Origin of the sequence: Streptomyces maremycinicus, from assembly GCF_001184025.1 — a bacterium.
GTDB lineage: Bacteria > Actinomycetota > Actinomycetes > Streptomycetales > Streptomycetaceae > Streptomyces > Streptomyces maremycinicus.
The window spans coordinates 636,116-655,167 of the sequence record NZ_BBYG01000010.1; the positions used below are offsets into that span (position 1 = coordinate 636,116).

Genomic DNA, 19,052 nt, shown 5'->3' on the forward strand with positions numbered 1-19,052 from the left:
CGCAAACAGGAGAGAGGGGCGCTCGTGATCGTTCCGGACCCGAAGGTCGCCAGGACGTTGCTGACCCGGTACGCGACGCTGAGGATCGCTCAGGCGGAGTGGGACAGGCCGCAGACGGCTCGTGAACTGAAGGACGTGACGTACACCTTGTGCGTGCTGATGGGCACGTCGGACGTCCGCGAGGCGGTCGCCGCGGCGGACGCCCTGCTCGAGTCCGCGGCGGCCGTGCCGGCGCGCGACCCGGACAGCGGACTGTCCCTGGCCGTCTGAGGGCGGCCCCGCGCCGTACCCGGCGCGGCGGTGCGCCCGGCGGCGCCCGCCGTGCCCGGACGTCTCACGAGGCGGTGGAACCGCACCTGTCGGCCTGCCGGGCGGCGCGCTCCGGGGACGGCCCGGCCAGCCACTGCGCGATGGTGCGCGCGATCGGCTGCCCGGTGTCCACCTCCACGAAGCCGAACTGGCCCGACTGGTTGCACTCCAGGAACCACCAGGTGCCGTCCGCGTCCTCCGCGAAGTCGAATGCCCCGTAGGCCAGTTCAGCCTCCCGCAGATATCTCAGCACGGCTTCGGCCAGGCGCGGCGGGACGTCGACGGGACGCCACGGCGTGGTCGAGGGCGAGTAGCGCACGTCGACCACGTCGGGGTCGCCGCCGGGGGCCGTCTCCTTGCGGGCGGCCAGGATGCGGTCGCCGACCGCGGTCAGCCGTATGTCGGCCCGTTTGGCCACCCGGCGCTGGAGCAGCGTCGGACCGTAGGCGACGGCGGCGAAGTCCGCGCCCGGCGGGACCCGGGTGGTGGGCACGGCGCGGGGCGGGTCCTGCGGATGGGCTCCGGACACCGGCTTGACCACCAGGTCCGGATAGCGGTCCGCGAACTCGCGGGCCGCCTGCGGGAACGTGGTGACGATCGTGGCCGGCACGGGCAGCCCGCTGAGCTGCGCGAGCCGTAGCTGCCACGGCTTGTGCCGGGCGCGCTGGGACGCGTCCGGGTGGTTCATCCAGCGTGCCCCGGTGCCGCGGAGCATGCCGTACAGCGCCTGTGAGGCCTCCTCCGTGAGCCACGCGGACGGCTGGGCCGCCCGGGCCGCGGCCGCGCCGGGCCGCCGGACCCACACCGACCGCAGCCCCTCGAGGCTCACCAGCCGTCCGGCGGACGACAGGTGGCCCCGGAAGGTACCGTGCACGAACTCGCCGGAGAGCGCGACGGAGTGGGTCAGGTCGGCCGGGTCCAGCCGGACGACGGGGACGCCCGCGGCGTTCAGGTGCACGACCACCATGTCCGCCGTGACGTCCTCTTCACAGGTAAGGATGAGCACGGTCATTTTCGTCGGCCCGTGTTCAGTCGTCGAAGTGGGTCTTGGAGCCCGCCGTGGAGGTCGTGGTCCCGAGTTCTCTCAGCAGCGCGTGGTCGCGGGCGGCGATCCGGCCGTCGAGAGTGACGTTCAACTGCATTCCGGGGTCATAGGCGTACGGAGTGCTGAACTCCAACTCGGCCGCAGGGCGTGCGTAGTTGAGCGTGAACGGTTGCATCGTCTCTCCCTCGTCGGTACTGCCTCGATCAAGCGGTGCCGCTGTGCGACGTCACTCGGGCCCGCTGCTTGGTGCTGGATAGGTGCGTCCTTCAGTCACTTATACGAATCGAACGGGTGGTTGGTTTCCTTACTCTCCGTGATCATCGCGGGGTTGGGCACCGAACAGGGCGCGGAGCAGGGGAGATCGGGTCGAGCAGGGGTGAAAACCTCTTCCCGGACGGTCAGTCGGGGAGGCGTGCGGGGTAACCGGGAGTACGGCGCAGGGAACGCAGAGCCAGCAGGAGGACGCCGATGTCGTCGAGGTAGACGGGGTCCGGCAGTACGTCGGTGGGCAGCACGAAGTACAGGACCGCGCCCCAGAACACCCAGCGCGGCCCGGTGGGGAGTCCGGCTCGTCTCAGGCCCCGGCGGGCGCGGACCAGGCGCACGAACAGGACGGCGGCCAGGGCGAACACGGCCGCGGCCGCCAGTGCCGCGACGACGACGAGCGTGGTTGGCGCATCCACGGGCCCTCCCATATGGTCCGTCGCGCGGCGTCTGCTCTTACTCGGTTTCCCCGCTTTCGGTCTCCGGATGCCCGATTCCGGCGGGATTACCGCATCGGACGCGGCTCACACGACTGCCGCGTCCGAGTGGCGCGGTGCGCGGGACGGCCCCTGTAATGGGCAGGGTCACGTCGCGTGTCGCATCTCGGGGGTGCAGGGGCGACCGCACCCTCCAGAGAGAGCTCAGCATGATCACCCGCTCCACACGGTCCCTCACGGACCGTTCCGTTCCACCCCTCCCCGACGCCTCCGCCACCATCGCACCGCCACCGGTCCCACCGGCACCACCCGTCGTCCCCGACCACGGGCCCGACGTCGGCCCGCCGAGCGGGTCCGGCCCCGGAGCCGCGTCCGGATCCGCCGCGGAATCCGCCGAACCGGCCGCGGAAACCGCCGGATCCGCCGCCGCGTCCGGCTATCCCGACCCTGTCGACGGTCTCCTCCACGCGGCGGCGGCCGGCCGGTCGCTGGAGGACGTCGCCCGGCTCATCACCCTGCTCGAACAGTCCGAGGGGGCGTGGACGCGGCGGCCGGCGTGCTGCGGGTGGTCGGCACCGACCGGCCCCTGGAGGACGTGCCGCGACTGGTGGCCGTGCTGTCCCGGCCGCCGCACCACACGGAGCACGCCCGTCATATGATCCGCGCCGCGGCCGAGAGCCGCTCCGTCGAGGAGGTCACCCGGCTCATGGCGCTGCTGTACCGCGCGCCGCTCGAGCCGCACTGCGGCGAGGAGGCGGTCCGGACCGCGGCCACCCACCGGCCGGTCGAGGAGGTCGTGGAGCTCGTCGAGCGACTCGCCCGGGACCGGGCAGGGCTGGTGGCGCCCCTGCCGTCCGTCCCGCAGGGGGAGGCGGCGCCCGCGCCGTCCCTCACCGACCCGGCCGGCACCGGACTCCCGACCGCCCCACCGCCACCGGCCCGTGCGCAAGCACAGGCGCAGGCACCGGCGCGGGAAGCGCAGGCGGACCGGCCGGGCGGCGCGATCGTGCCGTGGACGGCGTGGGCCACCGTCGTGGCGCTGGCCCTGTGCGCCGCCGCGTACGTCCCCGTGCACCATGACGGTGTCGCCCCCGGCGTCCTGGCGGCCGCCCTCGCGTCGGCCGCGATCTGCCTCCTGCTGGCCCTGCTGCTGGTCCGCGGGCCCACACGGACGCTGCTCGTGGCGGCCGTCCTGGTGCCGGCGGTGCCGGCCGCCGCCCGGCTGCTCGCCGGGCGCGTCGGGACCGGCGCGCTGTCCGGGATCACGGAGGTGACCCTCGCGCCGGCCTGGCTCGCCCTGCCGGCGGCCGCGGCCGCCGCGCTGACGGCGCTCCTCGCGCTTCTCGTGAGCCTGTCGCGCGGACGGCGGACGCCCCTGGCACCGAGCACCCCGGACCGACGTCCGCCCACCGGCGGCTAGTCAGCCGGTCGGCACCGGCGGCTAGTCAGCCGGTCGGCACCGGCGGCCAGTCAGCCGGTCGGCCGGTCGGCCCGTGCCGGGTGCTGAGGGGCCTCCAGCAGGCCCGTCAGCACCCGGTCGGGGGTGAGCGGCAGTTCGCGGAAGCGGACGCCCGTGGCGTGGTGCACGGCGTTGCCGATGGCGGCCGGCGTGCCCACGATGCCGATCTCACCGATCCCCTTGCCGCCCACGGGGTTGAGATGCGGATCGTGCTCGTCGATCCAGTGCGCCTCGATGTCCGGCACATCGGCGTGCGCGGGCACGTGGTAGGCCGCGAGGTCCGACTCGGTGAAGTCACCGGAGGCGGTGTCCAGGGTGCTGCCCTCGGTCAGCGCCATGCCCAGGCCCATCGTCATCCCGCCGACGAACTGGGAGCGCGCGGTACGGGGGTTGAGGATGCGGCCCGCCGCGTACACCCCGAGCAGTCGGCGCACCCGCACCTCGCCGGTCACCGTGTCCACGGAGACCTCCGCGAAGTGCGCCCCGAACGCGTGGCGCGCGAAGGGACTTTCGGCGTCGGCCGTCCCCTTGGTGTCGGCGCGCGCCTCCAACCCCTCCTCGGGCAACCGGCCCTGACGTTCCGCCAGCCGCGCGGCGAGCGCCGTGCAGGCCTCGTGGACCGCCCAGCCCCAGGAGGCGGTGCCGGCGGAATCGCCCGCCAGCGGGGCCGGCGGCAGATCACTGTTGCCCACCCGGATCCCCACCCGCTCCAGGGGCACCTCCAGGGCGTCCGCGGCGATCTGCGCGAGGACCGTACGGGCACCGGTGCCGATGTCCGCGGCGTTCACCTCGACGAGGAAGGACCCGTCCGGCAGGGCACGCGCCGCGGCCCGCGAGGGACGCGCCTGAACCGGGTAGGTGGCGGCGGCCACGCCCGTCCCGAACAGCAGTGGTCCGGCGGGGTGCGTCCGGGGGCGGGGGTCCCGTGCGGACCAGCCGAACCGGCGGGCGCCCTCGCGCAGGCACTCGACGAGGTGCCGGCTGCTGAACGGCTTGCCGCTGTCCGGCTCGGTGTCCGGTTCGTTGCGGATGCGCAGCTCGACCGGGTCGATCCCGAGCGCCCCGGCCAGCTCGTCCATCGCCGACTCCAGGGCGTACATGCCCGGCGCCTCGCCGGGCGCCCGCATCCAGGACGGCGTCGGCACGTCCAGCCGGACCACGCGGTGCAGGCTGCGCAGGTTCGGGGCGGCGTACATGATGCGGGACGGGATCGCCGCGTACTCGACGAACTCCTTGATCCGGGACGAGTACGTGGTCACCTCGTGCACCAGCGAGGTCAGCCGGCCGTCGGAGTCGGCGCCCAGCCGCAGCCGGTGCAGGGTGGTCGCCCGGTGGCCGACGGAGGTGGGCAGCATCCGGCGGGGGAAGACCACGGTGACCGGGCGTCCGGTGTGCCAGGTGGCCATCGCGGCGAGCACCACGTCCGGCCGGGGTGTGCCCTTGGACCCGAAGCCGCCGCCGACATGTTCGGCGACGACCGTGATCCGCTCGTTCGACAGCCCGAACATCGTGCTGAGCGCGGCGCGCACGGCCGTGGTGCCCTGGCTGGAGGCGTGCACCGTGAGCCGTTCGCCGTCCCAGTGCGCGGTGCTGGCGTGCGGCTCCATGGGGTGGTTGTGCAGGGGCGGCACCCGGTAGCCGGCGTCGATCCGCACCGCCGCGTCGGCGAACGCGCCGTCGGGGTCGCCCAGTTCCCGCAGGCCCGGGAAGGTCCCGCTGACCTTCTCGGGGACGTACGCCCGCGGGTGCGCGGCGGTGAGCGTGACGTCGTGTGCCTCCTCGGCGCAGGTGACCCGTACGGCGGCGGCGCCGGCCCGGGCCGCCTCCGGGCTGTCGGCCACCACCAGGGCCACGAACCAGCCCCGGTTCGGCACCTCGGGGTCCTGGAGCACGGACAGGGTGGCGTCGTCCGCCGGGGCGAGCCGGGGCGCGTTGCGGTAGGTGAGCACGGTGACGACACCGGGCAGTGCCAGCGCCGCGGTGTCGTCGACGTCGGTCACCCGGCCCCGCACGATCGCCGCCGGGACGGGGCGGGCGAACAGCCGCCCGGGAAGGGGCTGTTCGGCGGCGTAACGGGCGGTCCCGGTGACTTTCTCCCGGCCCTCCCTGCGCTCGGCGGGAGCGCCGACGGCGGTCATGAGTCCTCCTCGTGCGGTACGGGCCCGTCCGGCACGAGCCGCGTCAGGACGTCGACGGCGAGGTTGCGGGCCAGCGGCACCTTGTACGCGTTGTCACGCAGCGGCCGGGCCTCGGACAGCTCCAGGTCGGCGGCGCGTTCGAAGGCGGCCGGGGTGGGAGCGGCGCCGAGCAGCGCCTCCTCGGCCCGCCTGGCCCGCCACGGGCGGTGGGCCAGCGCCCCGAAGGCGATCCCCACCCGTGCGACGACACCGTCGGCCACCTCCAGGACCACGGCGACGGAGGCCAGCGCGAAGGCGTACGAGGCCCGGTCGCGCGCCTTGCGGTAAGCGGACGGCAGCCCGGCCGTGGCGGCCGGCAGCACGACGGCGGTGACGATCTCGCCGGGTTCGATCACGGTGTCCCGCTCGGGTTCCTCCCCGGGCAGCCGGTGGAACCCGGCCGCCGCCACCCGGCGTACGCCCGCCGTGCCGTACAGCTCGACCTCGGCGTCCAGCGCGGCCAGGGCCACGGCAAGGTCCGAGGGGTGGGTGGCGATGCAGTGCTCGGAGTGCCCGAGTACGGCGTGGTCGCGGTGCACGCCCTCCCGGGCGGCGCAGCCGTTGCCCGGCTCCCGTTTGTTGCACGGCTTGGAGACGTCCTGGAAGTAGGGGCAGCGGGTGCGCTGGAGCAGGTTCCCGCCGGTCGTCGCGGCGTTGCGCAGCTGGCCGGAGGCGCCCGCGAGCACCGCCTGGGAGAGCGCCGGGTAGCGGTCCCGTACGAGGGGGTGCGCCGCGAGGTCGCTGTTGCGCACGAGGGCCCCGATCCGCAGCGACCCGTCCGGCAGCTCGGTCACCTCGGCCAGCGGGAGCCGGGTGACGTCGACGAGGGCGGTCGGCCGTTCCACACCGAGTTTCATCAGGTCGACGAGGTTGGTGCCGCCGCCCAGATAGCGTGCGCCCGGGTGGGCGGCGAAGGCCTCGGCGGCCTCCGCGAGAGAGCCGGCCCGTACGTAGGCGAAGGTGTCCACCGGATCACGTCCTCTGGTTGCACCGGTCGTGGCCTCGGGCCGCCGGCCCCGTCATGTGCTGCCCGTCCCGGTCACGTCCTGGACCGCGTCGACGATGCGCGGATACGCGCCGCAGCGGCAGAGATTGCCGCTGAGCCGCTCGCGGATCTCGTCCCGGTCCAGCGCGACGGGCCGCCCGGAAGGCGCCCCGGGGTCCGTGACGTGCGAGGGGTGGCCGGACTCCGCCTCGGCGAGCGCGCCCAGCGCCGAGCAGATCTGGCCGGGTGTGCAGTACCCGCACTGGAAGGCGTCGCGATCGAGGAAGGCCCGCTGGAGCGGGTGCGGATCCTCGCCGTCGCCGGACAGGCCCTCGACGGTGGTGACGTCGCTGCCGTCCAGGGCGACGGCGAGCAGCAGACAGCTGTTGACGCGCCGCCCGTCGACGAGGACGGTGCAGGCGCCGCACTGACCGTGGTCGCAGCCCTTCTTCGCTCCGGTGAGGTCCAGATCCTCGCGCAGCACGTCCAGCAGCACGCGCCGGTGGTCGACGGTGAGGGTGTGCGGCTTGCCGTTGACGCGCAGTGTCGTCTCGGATCGGTGGGGCGCCGACCGGGGGCCGTGCTCACTGCCCATGTCCTGGTCCCTTCCGGGGCGGTCCGTGGTGCGGTGGTGCGGTGGTGCCGTGGAGACCGCGTATCCACCGTGGCGCGTCTGACACGTCCTGGTACGAGGTAATTCGCCCGAGGTTCCCGTTCACCACCACCGGTGGAGCCGGCCGACCGGTCACTCGCCGACCTGACACCCGTCCACCAGGCAGTCGTCCGCTTGACACCCGTCCGCCTGACACCCGTCCGCCTGACACCCGTCCGCCGGGCACCCGCCCACCAGGTCCATCGGTCGGTCGCCACCAGGTCTATCGGTCGGTCGCCCCGGGTTCGTCGCCGCCGGTGGCACCCGGGGCGCGGTTCTGCCCCGGCACCTCGGCCCGGGCCGGGGGAGCGGCCGACGCCACCGGGCGCAGGCTCTTGGTCGTCTCCTTGAACCGCTCCAGGGTCCGGCCCAGCTGCTGGAACGGCGAACCGCTCTTCCTGGCGGGCGCCTGCCGGGGTTCCCCGGCCTCGGCGGCCGCCTCCCGGTACGCGGCCAGTGCCTCGTGCGCGTGCTCGGCGGCCTCCCGGTACAGGTCCCGGGACTCCGTCATCGCCTCCAGCGCCTCCTTGTACATCACCACCAGCTTGCGTTCCCGCGCGAGCTCCTCCGCCGGGGTCAGCAGCTGCCACTCCTCCCGCAGCGCGGTGAGCGCGGCGTCGGCCCCCTCCGGCAGCGGCCTGGGCAGCTCCGCGAAGCGCCGCACCGCGTCCAGCAGCTCGGTGGGGTGCGTGCCGTCCAGGAACACGCTGCGCACCGAGTAGTCGGCGGCGTCGTAATCGGCCGGGGCGGGGGCGCCGGGCAGCACCAGTGCCCCGCCGCGCGGTACCTCCACCCCGGACTCCTTGAGGGCCCAGTTCACGGTGCGCAGCTGGTGCGGGGCCGCGCGGTGCTCGACGACCCGGTGGTGCAGGCCGGGCGGCAGCAGCGGGACCAGCGACCGCCGGCCCCGCTCGTCGGGCGTCATGGCCTCGTGCACGACGAGGTGGACGGTCCAGGTGTCCCGCAGGGCGGCCCGGAGCGCGCGCCGCAGCTCCTTGTCGTCCGCCGGGAGCGGGTTGGCGGCGAGGAAGCGCTCACCGGTGACGGTCTCGTTGCCCCACGGGGTGTCCGCATCCCAGGACCAGAACATCGCGGCCGGTGAGGGCCAGCGCTGGTCCCACGGCCGCTCCGCCTCCGCCGTCAGCGTCCACTCCTGGCCCTGGCCCGACCACTCGGCGAGCCGCAGCCGGGCGCGGACGGTCACCTCCTCCGCGACGAGCCACCGGGCCTCGAAGGCCGTCTCCCCCTCGGGAGTGTCGGTGTCGGGCAGCTCGCTGAAGTCCTGGACGGTCTCGGCGTCCTTGAGTGCCTGAAGGTGTGTGCGCAGGACGTCCGGGGCGGTGGGGCCGGTGTGACGGCCACGGGTCTGCCACACCGTGGAGGGCGTCGTGGGCGGAACGGTCGCGGAGATGAGGATGATTCCATTCGTGAGGGCGGTGACGACGTGGCGACGACGTGCGAAGGCCAGTATCGCTCGCCGCGGGGGGTGCGCGATCAAGCGGGTCGGTGGCGCGGGCGCCCGGAGACGCCCTCGCCGGGGTGTGCCTTCCCCGGCGCGCCACAGGTCACGCGTCCCGATTCCGGCCCGTGAGTCCGCGGCCTGTGCGGTGGCCGGGGCGGCGGCACGGGCGGGCGCTGTACGGCGGCACGGGCGGGTGCGGGCGGGGGGCTGTGCGGGGCCGTGCCGAGATCGTCGGTGCCGTGGTCCGCGCGGGGGTGTGCGTCCCTCGTACGGGGTGTGTGCCGTTCACCACGGCCGGGGCCCCCGCACTCGTGGGCCCGGCGGGCTCCCGGCCCCGAGAATCGGGCCGGTGGACAGGGCTCGCCCACCATCCGCGTAGGGGCGAGCCCTGTCCGCGTGCCCGGGCCGCGACCGGCCCCGGACGCCCGGTGACCGACCGGGTCCGCCCTCGCCACGGGGGCCGGGCTTCCTCGGCGGGCACGGCATGGAGAAGATCGTCCATGACCCGTGCGTCCAGTAGAACCTGGAAGGAAGCGACGAGATCATGCGCGTCATCGTGGCCCGCGGCCTGACGGAGGCATCCGGATGAACGACATCGAGGAGCCCGTCCTGCTGCACACCACCGGCCGAGCCGCCCACATCACGCTGAACCGACCCAGGGCGATCAACGCCCTGAATCACACGATGGTGCGGCGGATCGACGCCGCGCTGACGGCCTGGGAGCGCGACCCGGCCGTCGGGACCGTGGTCCTCTCCGGCGCGGGGGAGCGCGGCCTGTGCGCCGGCGGTGACATCCGCGCCGTCCACGACGACGCCCGCGACGGGGACGGCACCGCCGCGGCCGCCTTCTGGCGCGACGAGTACCACCTCAACGCGCGCATCGCCCGCTACCCCAAGCCCTACGTCGCCCTGATGGACGGCATCGTGATGGGCGGCGGCGTCGGTGTCTCCGCACACGGCGGTGTCCGGGTCGTCACCGAGCGGTCGCGGATCGCGATGCCCGAGACCGGCATCGGCTTCGTGCCGGACGTCGGCGGCACCCACCTGCTCGCCCGTGCCCCCGGCGAACTGGGCACCCATCTCGCCCTGACGGGAGCGCAGATCGGCGCCGCCGACGCCGTGGCGTGCGGGCTCGCCGACCACTACGTACCCTCCGCCTCCCTCCGGCAGTTGGCCGACGACCTCGCCGGCCGGCCCGTGCGGGAAGCCCTGGACCGTCACGTACGGCCGCTGCCGGAGGGCGAGTTGGCCGGCCGGCGGGCGTGGATCGACGCCTGCTACGCGGCCGACACCGTCGAGGAGATCGTCCGGCGGCTGTCCGACCACGGTGACCCGGCGGCGAAGGAGACCGCGGAGATCCTCCTGACCAGGTCACCCACCGCGCTCAAGGTCACGCTCGCCGCCCTGCGCCGGGCCCGGCGGATCGGCTCGCTGGAGCGGGTGCTGGAACAGGAGTACCGCGTCTCCTGCGCGGCCCTGTCCACGGCCGACCTGGTCGAGGGCATCCGCGCCCAGGTCATCGACAAGGACCGCGACCCCCGTTGGTCGCCGGCCACCCTCGCCGAGGTGACGGCGGCCGACGTGGAGCGCTTCTTCGCCCCGCTCGGCGAGCGTGAACTCGCGCTGGCCGGCCCCGGCATGACCCTCTGAGGGCTCCGCCGGGCGCGGCCGGCACGGTGATCGGGGCCACCTGGCCGGGGAGAGGGGAATCACGCCAGGCGGGGCGGTATTGGCCAGGGACCCGCCGCGCGGTACCGTCGCTCTGATATCGACGACGGCGAGACGGAAGCCGGTGAGAATCCGGCACGGTCGCGCCACTGTGGACGGTGTACCCCCGAGGGGCGCACCGCGAGTCAGACCCGTGGCCGTCGTCATGTGCACCACCGAGATGGGACGCGAACTCCCAGAGGAGGTCTTGCCATGGCGCAGCATGTCGCCCAGCCGACTACCGATACGCCCGTCGTACCCGCCAAGTTGCCGCTGAAGGACATCGCCCCCTGGGCGGTCTTCTTCGGTGTCCTGATGCTGGTCCTGCTGTACTTCGTCGGCGCGGAACAGGGCGCGACCGCCGTGGTCTCCGGCGAGGACGTCCACGAGTGGGTGCACGACGCCCGCCACCTGCTCGGCTTCCCCTGCCACTGACCGAGGGGAACCCCAGCACACCCATGAACTCCGCAACGGTGCGAAACCTGCTCGTGCGGGGCATGCTCGCCGGCCTCGGTGCCGGCGTGCTCGCCCTGATCGTCGCCTATTTCCTCGGTGAGCCGAACGTCGACAGCGCGATCGGCTTCGAGGAGTCCCATGCCGCCGGTCACGAGCACCACGAGGTGGAACTCGTCTCCCGCGGCCTCCAGTCCACGGCCGGTCTCGCCACCGGCGTGCTGATCTACGGGGTGGCCTTCGGCGGCATCGCCGCCCTCGCCTTCTGCTTCGCCCTCGGCCGGGTGGGCCGCTTCGGCCCCCGGGCCACGGCCCTGCTGCTGTCGGGGACCGCCCTGCTCGCCGTGTACGTCGTCCCCTTCCTGAAGTACCCGGCGAACCCGCCCGCGGTCGGCGACGCGGACACCATCGGCAAGCGCACCACCCTGTACTTCCTGATGATGGTGCTCGGTGTACTGCTCGCGGTCGCCGCGGTGATCCTCGGCAAGCGGCTCGCCCCGCGGCTGGGCACCTGGAACGCGACCGTCGCGGCCGTCCTCGGCTTCGTGCTCGCCGTCGGGGTGGCCTACGCGTTCCTGCCCGCCGTCAACGAGGTGCCGGGCGACTTCCCGGCCGCTCTGCTGTGGCGGTTCCGGCTGTCCGCCCTCGCCATGCAGGTCACGCTCTGGGCAGGCTTCGGCCTGGTCTTCGGCGAACTGGCCGAACGGCTCCTGCACCCCCGGCCCGCCGCCGTGAGCGCGGGCACCGCGGTGGCCGCCCCACGGTGACCCGACCGGCACGACGACCCGACGAGAGGGCCCGCGGAACCGTCCGGGGGCCCTCTCGCGTGTCCGGGCCGACGCCCGATCGGCAACCGGAGCCCCGCGCGAGGACGGTGGCCAGGGCACCGGCCGCCCCGCACCGCCGGAACCCGAGGACCTGGTCGCCGATACGATCAAGCCCGCTGCCACGGCCCGCGTTCCGCTCGCGGGCACCGGCCGAACCCCCCGGGAGGGACTGTGATCGCCGTCGTCGGTGCCGGACTCATGGGCGCGGCCACCGCCTGGCAACTGGCCCGCAGGGGCCACGAGGTCACGCTCGTCGAGGCGTACGACGTCGGCCACCGGCACGGCAGCTCGCACGGCAGCTCACGGATCTTCCGGCGGGCGTACCCCGACCCCTTCTACGTACGGCTGACCGGACAGGCCCACGAGCAGTGGCGCGAGCTGGAGGACGACAGCTCGACCCCCTTGTTGCGCACGACCGGTGGGCTCGACATGGGCGAGCACTACGACCCGAAGGTGATCGCCGACCTCCTGGGCGCGGCCGGAGTGCCCCACGAGATCCTCGGACCGGAGGCCGCCGCGGAGCGCTGGCCGTACATCCGCGTCACCGGCCCGGTGCTCCACCACCCGGACGCGGGCGTGGTCGACGCCGACGAGACCGTCCGGGCGTGCGTACGGCGGGCGGTCGACCACGGAGCGCGGTTGATCACCGGCACCCGCGTCACCGGCATCGACGTCCGCGGGAGCGGGAAGACGCGCCTGCACACCGACGGGGGCCACGAGATCGTCGCCGACACCGTGGTGATCGCGGCCGGCGCCTGGCTGCCCGAGCTGGAACTGCCCTTCGCCCTGCCGCCGTTGGCGGTGACCCAGCAGCAGGTCTTCCACTTCCGCCAGCGGGATCCGTCCGTCGGCTGGCCGACCCTGATCTGGGACGGGGCGCTGCACCTCTACGGCCTGCCGTCCGGCAGCGACGGCGGTCCGCTCCCCGCCGTCAAGGTCGCCGAGCACGACCGCGGCACCCCGGCCACCGCCCGCACCCGCAGCGGGATCGTCGACCCGTCGTCGCGGACGCGGGTGAGCGGCTTCGTGCGCGACCGACTCCCGGGCCTCGAGCCCGACCCGGTCGCCGAGGCGACCTGCCTCTACACCACGACCCCGGACGAGGACTTCGTCCTGGACCGCCACGGCCCCTTCGTCGTCGTCTCCCCGTGCTCCGGGCACGGCGCGAAGTTCGCCCCCGTCATCGGGGCGATGGCCGCCGACCTGGCCACCGGTCGCGCCGAGCCGCATCCCCGCTTCCGCCTCGGACGCACGGCATAGGATCACCGGCATGCCACTGCGACCGGTTCAGCTGAACATCAAGGCGCTCGACGCCGCCGCGGTCGGCCGGTTCTGGGCGCGGGCGCTCGGCTGGAGTGCCTGGAGCCCCGGTGTGACCACCTACGTCGGCCCGCCCGGCGACCTCGTCTGGCCGGACCCGGTCGTCGTCGGCGTCGACGTCGTTCCCGTCCCCGAACCCAAGACAGCGACGAAGAACCGGGTACACCTCGACCTCGCCACCACCTCGGCGGCCCACCGGGCGGAGCTGGTCGCGCGCCTGAAGTCGCTCGGCGCGACACCCGCCGACGTGGGACAGGGCGAGGTGCCGTGGACGGTCCTCGCCGACCCGGAGGGCAACGAGTTCTGTGTGCTGGAACCCCGGGAGGTCTACCGGGACACCGGGCCGATCGCCGCGCTGGTGGTCGACTGCGCGGACCCGCGGGCCATGGCCCGGTTCTGGGGCGGCGCGACGGACTGGATCGTGCACGACGTGACCGACGACCACGCGTCGTTGCGCTCCGCCCGGGGCGGCGGGCCGTATCTCGAGTTCCTGCGCACGCCCGGCGTCAAGACCGTGCCGGACCGCCTCCATCTCGACCTGCTGCCCTACCCCGGCGACGACCGGGCGGCGGAGGTGGACCGGCTGCGCGCCCTGGGCGCCACCGACCTCGACCTCGGCCAGGGCGAGGTGCCGTGGACGTGCCTGGCCGACCCGGAGGGGCACGAGTTCTGCGTCCTCGCCCTGCCCTGACGCGGAGCCTCCCTCCGACGGCGCCGGCCGCCCGGCCGGCCGTCACGTGCCCGGGGACGTGCTCAGGACCGGGGGCGGAATTGTTCAGGCCTCTCACGTGCTGTTGTATCCACAGAAGCTGGGACGTCGAGGTGTGCGAGCGAGCGGCGCACGTGGCCGAGACGAGAGATACGGAAGGTGCTGAGATGGCAGCGCAGACGCAGAGGGCCGTGCTGGCGGGCGGATGCTTCTGGGGGATGCAGGACTTGATCCGCAAGCTCCCGGGCGTGACGGCGACCCGGGTCGGATACTCCGGCGGTGACGTCCCGAACGCGACGTACCGCAACCACGGCACCCACGCGGAGGCCATCGAGATCCTCTTCGACCCCGAGAAGACCGACTTCCGCACGATCCTGGAGTTCTTCTTCCAGATCCACGACCCGAGCACCAAGAACCGTCAGGGCAACGACATCGGCCTCAGCTACCGCTCGGCGATCTACTACGTGGACGACGAGCAGAAGCGGATCGCCGAGGACACCATCGCGGACGTGGACGCCTCCGGCCTGTGGCCGGGCAAGGCCGTCACCGAGGTCGAGCCGGTCGGCCCGTTCTGGGAGGCCGAGCCGGAGCACCAGGACTACCTGGAGCGCTACCCCGAGGGCTACACCTGCCACTTCCCGCGCCCGGGATGGCGGCTCCCCGCCCGCACCCAGGGCTGACCCCCCGGGGCTGACCACCGCGCGCCGAGGCCCGGGGCCGCGTTCCCGGGCCTCGGCGCTGCCGCGAGCGGTGGCTTCCGGGTGTCCGGCAGGGGCTACCTTTCGGGTCCGGAAGGGCAGGAACGAGGAAGCTCCGGGGCACCCGGGCGGTGGCCGACGGGCAGGGTGCGGGCGGCGCGCGGGCGCTCAGCCCGGCCGGCGCGCGGGCGCTCAGCCCGGCCGGCTCCGCCCCGGATCCGGCGCCCGGAACAGGGCGACGGCCCCGCGCCCTTCTCCCGTCGCCGTGCGGGTGTCCACCGGTTTCGCGGGGTCCGAGCGGATCTCACGGCGGGGCGGTGGCGCGGGAACGCTCCGCCCGGTCCAACCTTCCCCCGGCGTACAGGAGTTGGCGAGGAACACGAAGGGTGAACCCGTCCGGCATACTTGCGGGCGCGGAACACCGTGCCCACCGGCACGCAAGCCAAGGCCCAGCGCGCGCTTCGAGCGCTGACGCACACTCCCGGGGAACAGTCGCCATGGACAACCTTCAGCCTTCGGACCCGACATCCATCGGCGGCTATCCGTTGCTCGGCCGGCTCGGCGCGGGCGGCATGGGGCAGGTGTTCCTGTCCCGTACGGGTTCGGGCCGACTGCTCGCCCTGAAGACGATCCGCGACGATCTCAGCTCCGAACCGGGGTTCGAGGAGCGGTTCGCCCGCGAGATACGCAACAGCGACCGCGTCCGTTCTCCGTGGACCGTGACCGTCGTGGACTACAGCGCCCCCGGCCGGCGTCCGCAGTGGCTGGCCACCGAGTACGTGCCCGCGCCGTCGCTCGCCGAATGGGTCGCGGCCCACGGCCCGCTGCCGCACGCGGCGCTGCTCTCGCTCGCCGCCGAGCTGTGCGGCGCCCTGCACGCCGTGCATCAGGCCGGCCTGGCACACCGGGACGTCAAGCCCGGGAACGTCCTGCTGGCAGGCGACCGGCCACGGCTGATCGACTTCGGTGTCGCACGGGCCGCCGACGACAGCCGGCACACCCGTCTCGGCGTCTCCGTCGGATCTCCCGGCTACCTCGCGCCGGACCAGGCCGTCGGCAGTGTCGCCGCCGAACCCGCCGACATGTTCTCGCTGGCCGCCACCCTCGTGTACGCCGCGACCGGACGCGGCCCGTTCTCGCGCGCGGGGGAGGAGATCCCGGCGGCCACCCTGCTGTACCGGGTGGTGCACGAGGAGCCCGACCTCTCGGGCGTCCCCCCGGAGCTGGTGCCACTGCTCACCGCGTGTCTGGCCAAGGAGCCGGCCGAGCGGCCGACGGCGGCCCTGCTGGCCGCTTGGCTGGAGGAGAGGGGCGGCAGGACCGGGCGTTGGCCCGAGGAGTGCCCCACGGTCCTGGCCGGAGAGCTGACCGACACCGAGCAGTCGGCGCGCACCCTGGTCGACCTCGCACAGCACGACACCCTGGCCTCCGCCGACCGGCCGGCGACCCCGCCGACGAGGTCCGACACCCTCCTCGCCGCCCCGGCGGAGCCAGGCCGGCGTCTTCGGCCCGCCTGGCTGCTGACCGCGGCCCTCGCGGCGGTCACGGTCGTGGTGGCGGTGGTGGCCGCCGTCCACTTCGGTACGCAGCGTTCGTCGGCCGACTCGTCGCCCTCCGCGTCGGGGCGGACGTCCGGCTCGGCCGCCGCCTCCGAGACGGCGGGGAGGACGCCGTCCGCCGCGGAGTCCCAGCAGACCCGGGAGCCCCTGGGGCCCCAGGACCCGCAGGAGCCCCAGGGCGAGGACACGACACCCAAGGTCGTCCAGGCCCCGCTCGAACTGGCCACCGGGGAGTCCGTGGGGACCACGACCCGGAGTCTGGTCATCCAGGAGGACGGCAACTTCGTCGTCTACGACCAGGACCGCAAGGCGCGCTGGGCCGCGAAGACCAGCGGCGAGGGCAACTCGGCCCGCTTCCAGGCGGACGGCAACCTGGTCGTCTACAACAGCGGCGGGCGGCCCGTGTGGGCCTCGCGGACCTACGGCCACCCGGGAGCGGTCCTCGTGTTCGAGGCCGACGGAAACGTGGTGATCAAGTCCGGCGACACGGTGCTGTGGTCGGCGGGATCGGCGGGCTGACGCGCCGCCGCGGCCGCAGCCCTGCTCCACCCCCGCCCGCCCGGCGCCATCCGCCCGCGCACACCGTCCCCCGGCGCGCGGGGCTCTCCCTGGCTCAGGGCGGCCCCGGGCGGGGCTCTCCCCGGCTCGGGGTTCGCGCCCGCCTCGCGCTGCTCGACGGCTTCGCGGCGGAGGCCGGACGCGGTCGAGGGCGTCCGGCGCGCGCGAGGGAAGCCGGCGCCGGATCGCGGCCGCGTCCGCGTCCGCGGTCAGGTCGCCCGGTTCCGGCGGGGCGGCCGGTCCCCGTCACCTGGTCCGGTGTTCGCTCGCCTCCGGCTGTTCCAGGTGGGAGGCGAGAACGGCGGCCTGGACCCGGCGCTGCACGCCCAGCTTGGCCAGCAGCCGGGAGATGTGGTTCTTGACGGTCTTCTCGGACAGGTAGAGCCTCTTGCCGATCTCACGGTTGGTCAGGCCGTCGCCGATCAGGGCCAGGATGTCCCGCTCGCGCGGCGACAGGCTCGCAAGCTCGGACGGCACGGCCGGGGTCTCGGCCGGGTCGGCCCGCAGCGAGCGCATCAGGCGGGCCGTGGTCGCGGGATCCAGCATCGACTGGCCCGAGGCCACCGTGCGGACCGCCGACACGAGGTCGGAGCCCTTGATCTGCTTGAGGACGTAGCCGGAGGCACCGGCCATGATCGCGTCGAGCAGGGCCTCCTCGTCGTCGAACGAGGTCAGCATCAGACAGGCCAGCTCCGGCATCCGGCTGCGCAGCTCCCGGCAGACGGAGATGCCGTCACCGTCCGGCAGGCGTACGTCGAGGACGGCGACGTCGGGGCGCAGGGCGGGGCCCCGGGCGAGCGCGTGGTCCACGGTGCCTGCGTCGCCGATCACCGAGATGTCGGGTTCGGCGTCGAGCAGGTCCGTCAGGCCGCGCCGGACGACCTCGTGGTCGTCCAGCAGGAACACCCGGATCGGGTTCTGCTCGGTGAAGGCGCGTTGTTCCGGCATGGTGGCGACCCCTCGTTCCCCGGTGGAGGACAGGCTGCGGGCTGTCCATCACGCCGATCATCACGCGCTCGGACCGGTTGCACCAGGGCCGACCGGCCCCATTCTCACGGAGGCGCCGCCGGGACCGGGGACCGGGCGGGTCGCGCGCCGTCCCGGGCGGTTCAGGCGGACTCGACGTGCTCGGTGACGTCCGTGGGCGCGTCGGTCGGCTCCGCGCGCCGGATGAGTTCGAATTCCACGTCGACGACCCCTTCCACCGCGCGGACCAGCCGGGCCGCCACCGGCACCAGGGAGGTGTCCCGGACGTGGCCGGCGAGCTTCACCACGCCGTCGCGCACGTCGGTGCGTACGTTCGCGGTCGGCGCCGGGAACAGGTAGGACACGACCTCGCGCCGCACCTCCTCGGCGATCTCCTCGTCGGTGCGCAGGAAGACCTTGAGCAGGTCGGCACGGCTGACCACGCCTTCGAGCAGCCCCACGGCATCGACGACGGGGAGCCGCTTCACCTTCGCCCGGGCCATGGTCCGGGCGGCGTGGGCGAGCGTGGTGTCCGGGTGGACGGTCAGCGCGGGGGAGGTCATGAGCTCCCGCGCGGTCACGGCGCCGGCCTTCGCGAGGTCGGACAGACGGCGCAGCTGCGTGTACCGGTCGGGGTCGCTGTCGCGGAACTCCTCCTTCGGCAGCAGGTCCGCCTCGGAGACGACGCCGATGACACGGCCCTCGCCCTCGACGACGGGCAGGGCGCTGACCTTCCAGTCCTGCATCAGCCGCACGATCTCCTTGAACGTCGCCCCGCCGCCGACCGCGGCGACCGTGTGGGTCATGACATCGCTGACGATGTGTGGGGTGCCGTGCATGACCATCCTCCGTTGTCCGTTCCTGTGACGGGTGCTTGCCGCGGTGCCGGGGTGCTCGGGTCAGACGGTGCTGCCGGCGCCGTACGGGGCATACAGGTCCAGGAGCCGGGTCCTGGCCGCGTGGAGACGGTGGGCGAGGACCTCGCCGACCCAGCGGGCGACGTCGTTGCCCAGTGCAGGGTCGTCCTCGCACATGGACCGGACGGCCGTGGCGTCGAACTCGTAGGCCCGCACCGGTGTGCTCGCCTCGGCGCCCAGATGCCAGACGTGAGGGGTGAAGAGCCAGGACCAGCCCACCAGTTGGTTGTGCCCGAGACTCTCGATGACAGCCGCCCGGCGGCCCGGCACGTGCATGTCGAGCTCGATGCTGCCGGTGCGGATGATCCAGAACCGGTCGGCCCGCCCGCCTTCCTCGAACAGGCGCGTGCCCTGGGGGACGGACACCTCCCGGGCGATGCCCATGAGCCTCCGGCGGTGTTCGGCGGACAGGGCGCGCAGCATGCTGGGGTTGGGCGTGAGGGGAGCGTTCATGGTGTGCCTCCGCTGCGGGGAGTACGGGCTTCCAAGGCCAGCGTGGGCCGTGTCCCCGGGGCGGACCATGGGCCACCTGGTCCATTGAGCGCGCC

19 protein-coding genes and 1 riboswitch are annotated in these 19,052 nt (G+C 74.0%); of the genes, 9 read left to right on the forward strand and 10 right to left on the reverse strand.

Annotated features, from left to right (window positions below):
• The first annotated feature begins 24 nt into the window (after nucleotides 1-24).
• Nucleotides 25-270, forward strand: a complete 246-nt coding sequence (locus tag AOQ37_RS10360) for a DUF5133 domain-containing protein (RefSeq protein ID WP_062643481.1) — start codon at nucleotides 25-27, stop codon at nucleotides 268-270.
• A 64-nt stretch (nucleotides 271-334) separates the two neighbouring features.
• Here AOQ37_RS10360 and tgmB read toward each other — a convergent pair whose 3' ends face one another.
• From tgmB to AOQ37_RS10375, 3 genes are all read right to left on the reverse strand, one after another.
• Nucleotides 335-1,321, reverse strand: coding sequence for an ATP-grasp ribosomal peptide maturase (gene tgmB / locus AOQ37_RS10365; protein ID WP_062643483.1), 987 nt, complete (start codon nucleotides 1,319-1,321; stop codon nucleotides 335-337).
• Nucleotides 1,322-1,337: 16 nt separating this feature from the next.
• Nucleotides 1,338-1,529: a putative ATP-grasp-modified RiPP gene (gene tgmA / locus AOQ37_RS10370; RefSeq protein ID WP_020129087.1), complete on the reverse strand. Its 192-nt coding sequence runs from the start codon at nucleotides 1,527-1,529 to the stop codon at nucleotides 1,338-1,340.
• Nucleotides 1,530-1,752: 223 nt separating this feature from the next.
• Complete coding sequence (locus AOQ37_RS10375) at nucleotides 1,753-2,037, reverse strand: DUF1232 domain-containing protein (RefSeq protein WP_062643485.1); 285 nt, start codon at nucleotides 2,035-2,037, stop codon at nucleotides 1,753-1,755.
• Nucleotides 2,038-2,593: 556 nt separating this feature from the next.
• Between AOQ37_RS10375 and AOQ37_RS10380 the strand changes: the two genes are divergently transcribed.
• A complete protein-coding gene (locus AOQ37_RS10380) occupies nucleotides 2,594-3,475 on the forward strand; it encodes a hypothetical protein (protein WP_062643487.1) in 882 nt (293 codons plus the stop codon).
• A gap of 50 nt (nucleotides 3,476-3,525) precedes the next feature.
• On the opposite strand, the gene AOQ37_RS10385 is transcribed toward AOQ37_RS10380, so the two are convergent.
• The 4 genes from AOQ37_RS10385 to AOQ37_RS10400 all read right to left on the reverse strand — a co-directional run bounded on the left by AOQ37_RS10385 (nucleotide 3,526) and on the right by AOQ37_RS10400 (nucleotide 8,703).
• Nucleotides 3,526-5,652: a xanthine dehydrogenase family protein molybdopterin-binding subunit gene (locus AOQ37_RS10385; protein ID WP_062643489.1), complete on the reverse strand. Its 2,127-nt coding sequence runs from the start codon at nucleotides 5,650-5,652 to the stop codon at nucleotides 3,526-3,528.
• Entirely contained in the window at nucleotides 5,649-6,659 is a 1,011-nt protein-coding gene (locus AOQ37_RS10390) for an FAD binding domain-containing protein (RefSeq protein WP_062643491.1), read from the reverse strand. The genes AOQ37_RS10385 and AOQ37_RS10390 overlap by 4 nt, the downstream gene beginning before the upstream one ends.
• Nucleotides 6,660-6,710: 51 nt before the next feature.
• Nucleotides 6,711-7,271, reverse strand: coding sequence for a (2Fe-2S)-binding protein (locus AOQ37_RS10395; protein ID WP_062643493.1), 561 nt, complete (start codon nucleotides 7,269-7,271; stop codon nucleotides 6,711-6,713).
• A gap of 280 nt (nucleotides 7,272-7,551) precedes the next feature.
• Entirely contained in the window at nucleotides 7,552-8,703 is a 1,152-nt protein-coding gene (locus tag AOQ37_RS10400) for a hypothetical protein (RefSeq protein ID WP_062643495.1), read from the reverse strand.
• Between the two features lie 672 nt (nucleotides 8,704-9,375).
• Here AOQ37_RS10400 and AOQ37_RS10405 point away from each other — a divergent pair.
• From AOQ37_RS10405 to AOQ37_RS10435, 7 genes are all read left to right on the forward strand, one after another.
• Nucleotides 9,376-10,440, forward strand: coding sequence for an enoyl-CoA hydratase/isomerase family protein (locus AOQ37_RS10405; protein ID WP_062643497.1), 1,065 nt, complete (start codon nucleotides 9,376-9,378; stop codon nucleotides 10,438-10,440).
• An 82-nt stretch (nucleotides 10,441-10,522) separates the two neighbouring features.
• A riboswitch (cobalamin riboswitch) is annotated at nucleotides 10,523-10,673 on the forward strand.
• A 37-nt stretch (nucleotides 10,674-10,710) separates the two neighbouring features.
• A complete protein-coding gene (locus tag AOQ37_RS10410) occupies nucleotides 10,711-10,932 on the forward strand; it encodes a CbtB domain-containing protein (protein WP_062643498.1) in 222 nt (73 codons plus the stop codon).
• Nucleotides 10,933-10,955: 23 nt separating this feature from the next.
• Complete coding sequence (locus tag AOQ37_RS10415; protein ID WP_062643500.1) at nucleotides 10,956-11,717, forward strand: CbtA family protein; 762 nt, start codon at nucleotides 10,956-10,958, stop codon at nucleotides 11,715-11,717.
• A 231-nt stretch (nucleotides 11,718-11,948) separates the two neighbouring features.
• Nucleotides 11,949-13,037, forward strand: a complete 1,089-nt coding sequence (locus AOQ37_RS10420; protein ID WP_062643502.1) for an FAD-dependent oxidoreductase — start codon at nucleotides 11,949-11,951, stop codon at nucleotides 13,035-13,037.
• Between the two features lie 10 nt (nucleotides 13,038-13,047).
• Complete coding sequence (locus AOQ37_RS10425; RefSeq protein ID WP_062643504.1) at nucleotides 13,048-13,788, forward strand: VOC family protein; 741 nt, start codon at nucleotides 13,048-13,050, stop codon at nucleotides 13,786-13,788.
• A gap of 185 nt (nucleotides 13,789-13,973) precedes the next feature.
• The gene (msrA, locus tag AOQ37_RS10430) at nucleotides 13,974-14,486 is read left to right on the forward strand and encodes a peptide-methionine (S)-S-oxide reductase MsrA (protein WP_062643506.1); all 513 of its coding nucleotides are present in this window, start codon (nucleotides 13,974-13,976) and stop codon (nucleotides 14,484-14,486) included.
• Between the two features lie 515 nt (nucleotides 14,487-15,001).
• Nucleotides 15,002-16,582, forward strand: coding sequence for a protein kinase domain-containing protein (locus tag AOQ37_RS10435; RefSeq protein WP_062643508.1), 1,581 nt, complete (start codon nucleotides 15,002-15,004; stop codon nucleotides 16,580-16,582).
• Between the two features lie 285 nt (nucleotides 16,583-16,867).
• Here the strand turns inward: AOQ37_RS10435 and AOQ37_RS10440 are convergent, their stop codons facing one another.
• The 3 genes from AOQ37_RS10440 to AOQ37_RS10450 form a co-directional block, all read right to left on the reverse strand.
• Nucleotides 16,868-17,569: a response regulator gene (locus AOQ37_RS10440; RefSeq protein WP_062643510.1), complete on the reverse strand. Its 702-nt coding sequence runs from the start codon at nucleotides 17,567-17,569 to the stop codon at nucleotides 16,868-16,870.
• A 161-nt stretch (nucleotides 17,570-17,730) separates the two neighbouring features.
• Nucleotides 17,731-18,426, reverse strand: coding sequence for a CBS domain-containing protein (locus AOQ37_RS10445; RefSeq protein WP_062643631.1), 696 nt, complete (start codon nucleotides 18,424-18,426; stop codon nucleotides 17,731-17,733).
• Between the two features lie 60 nt (nucleotides 18,427-18,486).
• Entirely contained in the window at nucleotides 18,487-18,957 is a 471-nt protein-coding gene (locus AOQ37_RS10450) for a Crp/Fnr family transcriptional regulator (protein ID WP_062643512.1), read from the reverse strand.
• Nucleotides 18,958-19,052: the final 95 nt, after the last annotated feature.

Bases quoted from the DNA above. Each gene is read 5' to 3' on its own strand.
- tgmB (WP_062643483.1), bottom strand. From the start codon at position 1,321: ATGACCGTGCTCATCCTTACCTGTGAAGAGGACGTCACGGCGGACATG.
- tgmA (WP_020129087.1), bottom strand. From the start codon at position 1,529: ATGCAACCGTTCACGCTCAACTACGCACGCCCTGCGGCCGAGTTGGAG.
- AOQ37_RS10385 (WP_062643489.1), bottom strand. From the start codon at position 5,652: ATGACCGCCGTCGGCGCTCCCGCCGAGCGCAGGGAGGGCCGGGAGAAA.
- AOQ37_RS10395 (WP_062643493.1), bottom strand. From the start codon at position 7,271: ATGGGCAGTGAGCACGGCCCCCGGTCGGCGCCCCACCGATCCGAGACG.
- AOQ37_RS10405 (WP_062643497.1), top strand. From the start codon at position 9,376: ATGAACGACATCGAGGAGCCCGTCCTGCTGCACACCACCGGCCGAGCC.
- AOQ37_RS10410 (WP_062643498.1), top strand. From the start codon at position 10,711: ATGGCGCAGCATGTCGCCCAGCCGACTACCGATACGCCCGTCGTACCC.
- AOQ37_RS10415 (WP_062643500.1), top strand. From the start codon at position 10,956: ATGAACTCCGCAACGGTGCGAAACCTGCTCGTGCGGGGCATGCTCGCC.
- AOQ37_RS10425 (WP_062643504.1), top strand. From the start codon at position 13,048: ATGCCACTGCGACCGGTTCAGCTGAACATCAAGGCGCTCGACGCCGCC.
- msrA (WP_062643506.1), top strand. From the start codon at position 13,974: ATGGCAGCGCAGACGCAGAGGGCCGTGCTGGCGGGCGGATGCTTCTGG.
- AOQ37_RS10435 (WP_062643508.1), top strand. From the start codon at position 15,002: ATGGACAACCTTCAGCCTTCGGACCCGACATCCATCGGCGGCTATCCG.
- AOQ37_RS10440 (WP_062643510.1), bottom strand. From the start codon at position 17,569: ATGCCGGAACAACGCGCCTTCACCGAGCAGAACCCGATCCGGGTGTTC.
- AOQ37_RS10445 (WP_062643631.1), bottom strand. From the start codon at position 18,426: ATGCACGGCACCCCACACATCGTCAGCGATGTCATGACCCACACGGTC.
- AOQ37_RS10450 (WP_062643512.1), bottom strand. From the start codon at position 18,957: ATGAACGCTCCCCTCACGCCCAACCCCAGCATGCTGCGCGCCCTGTCC.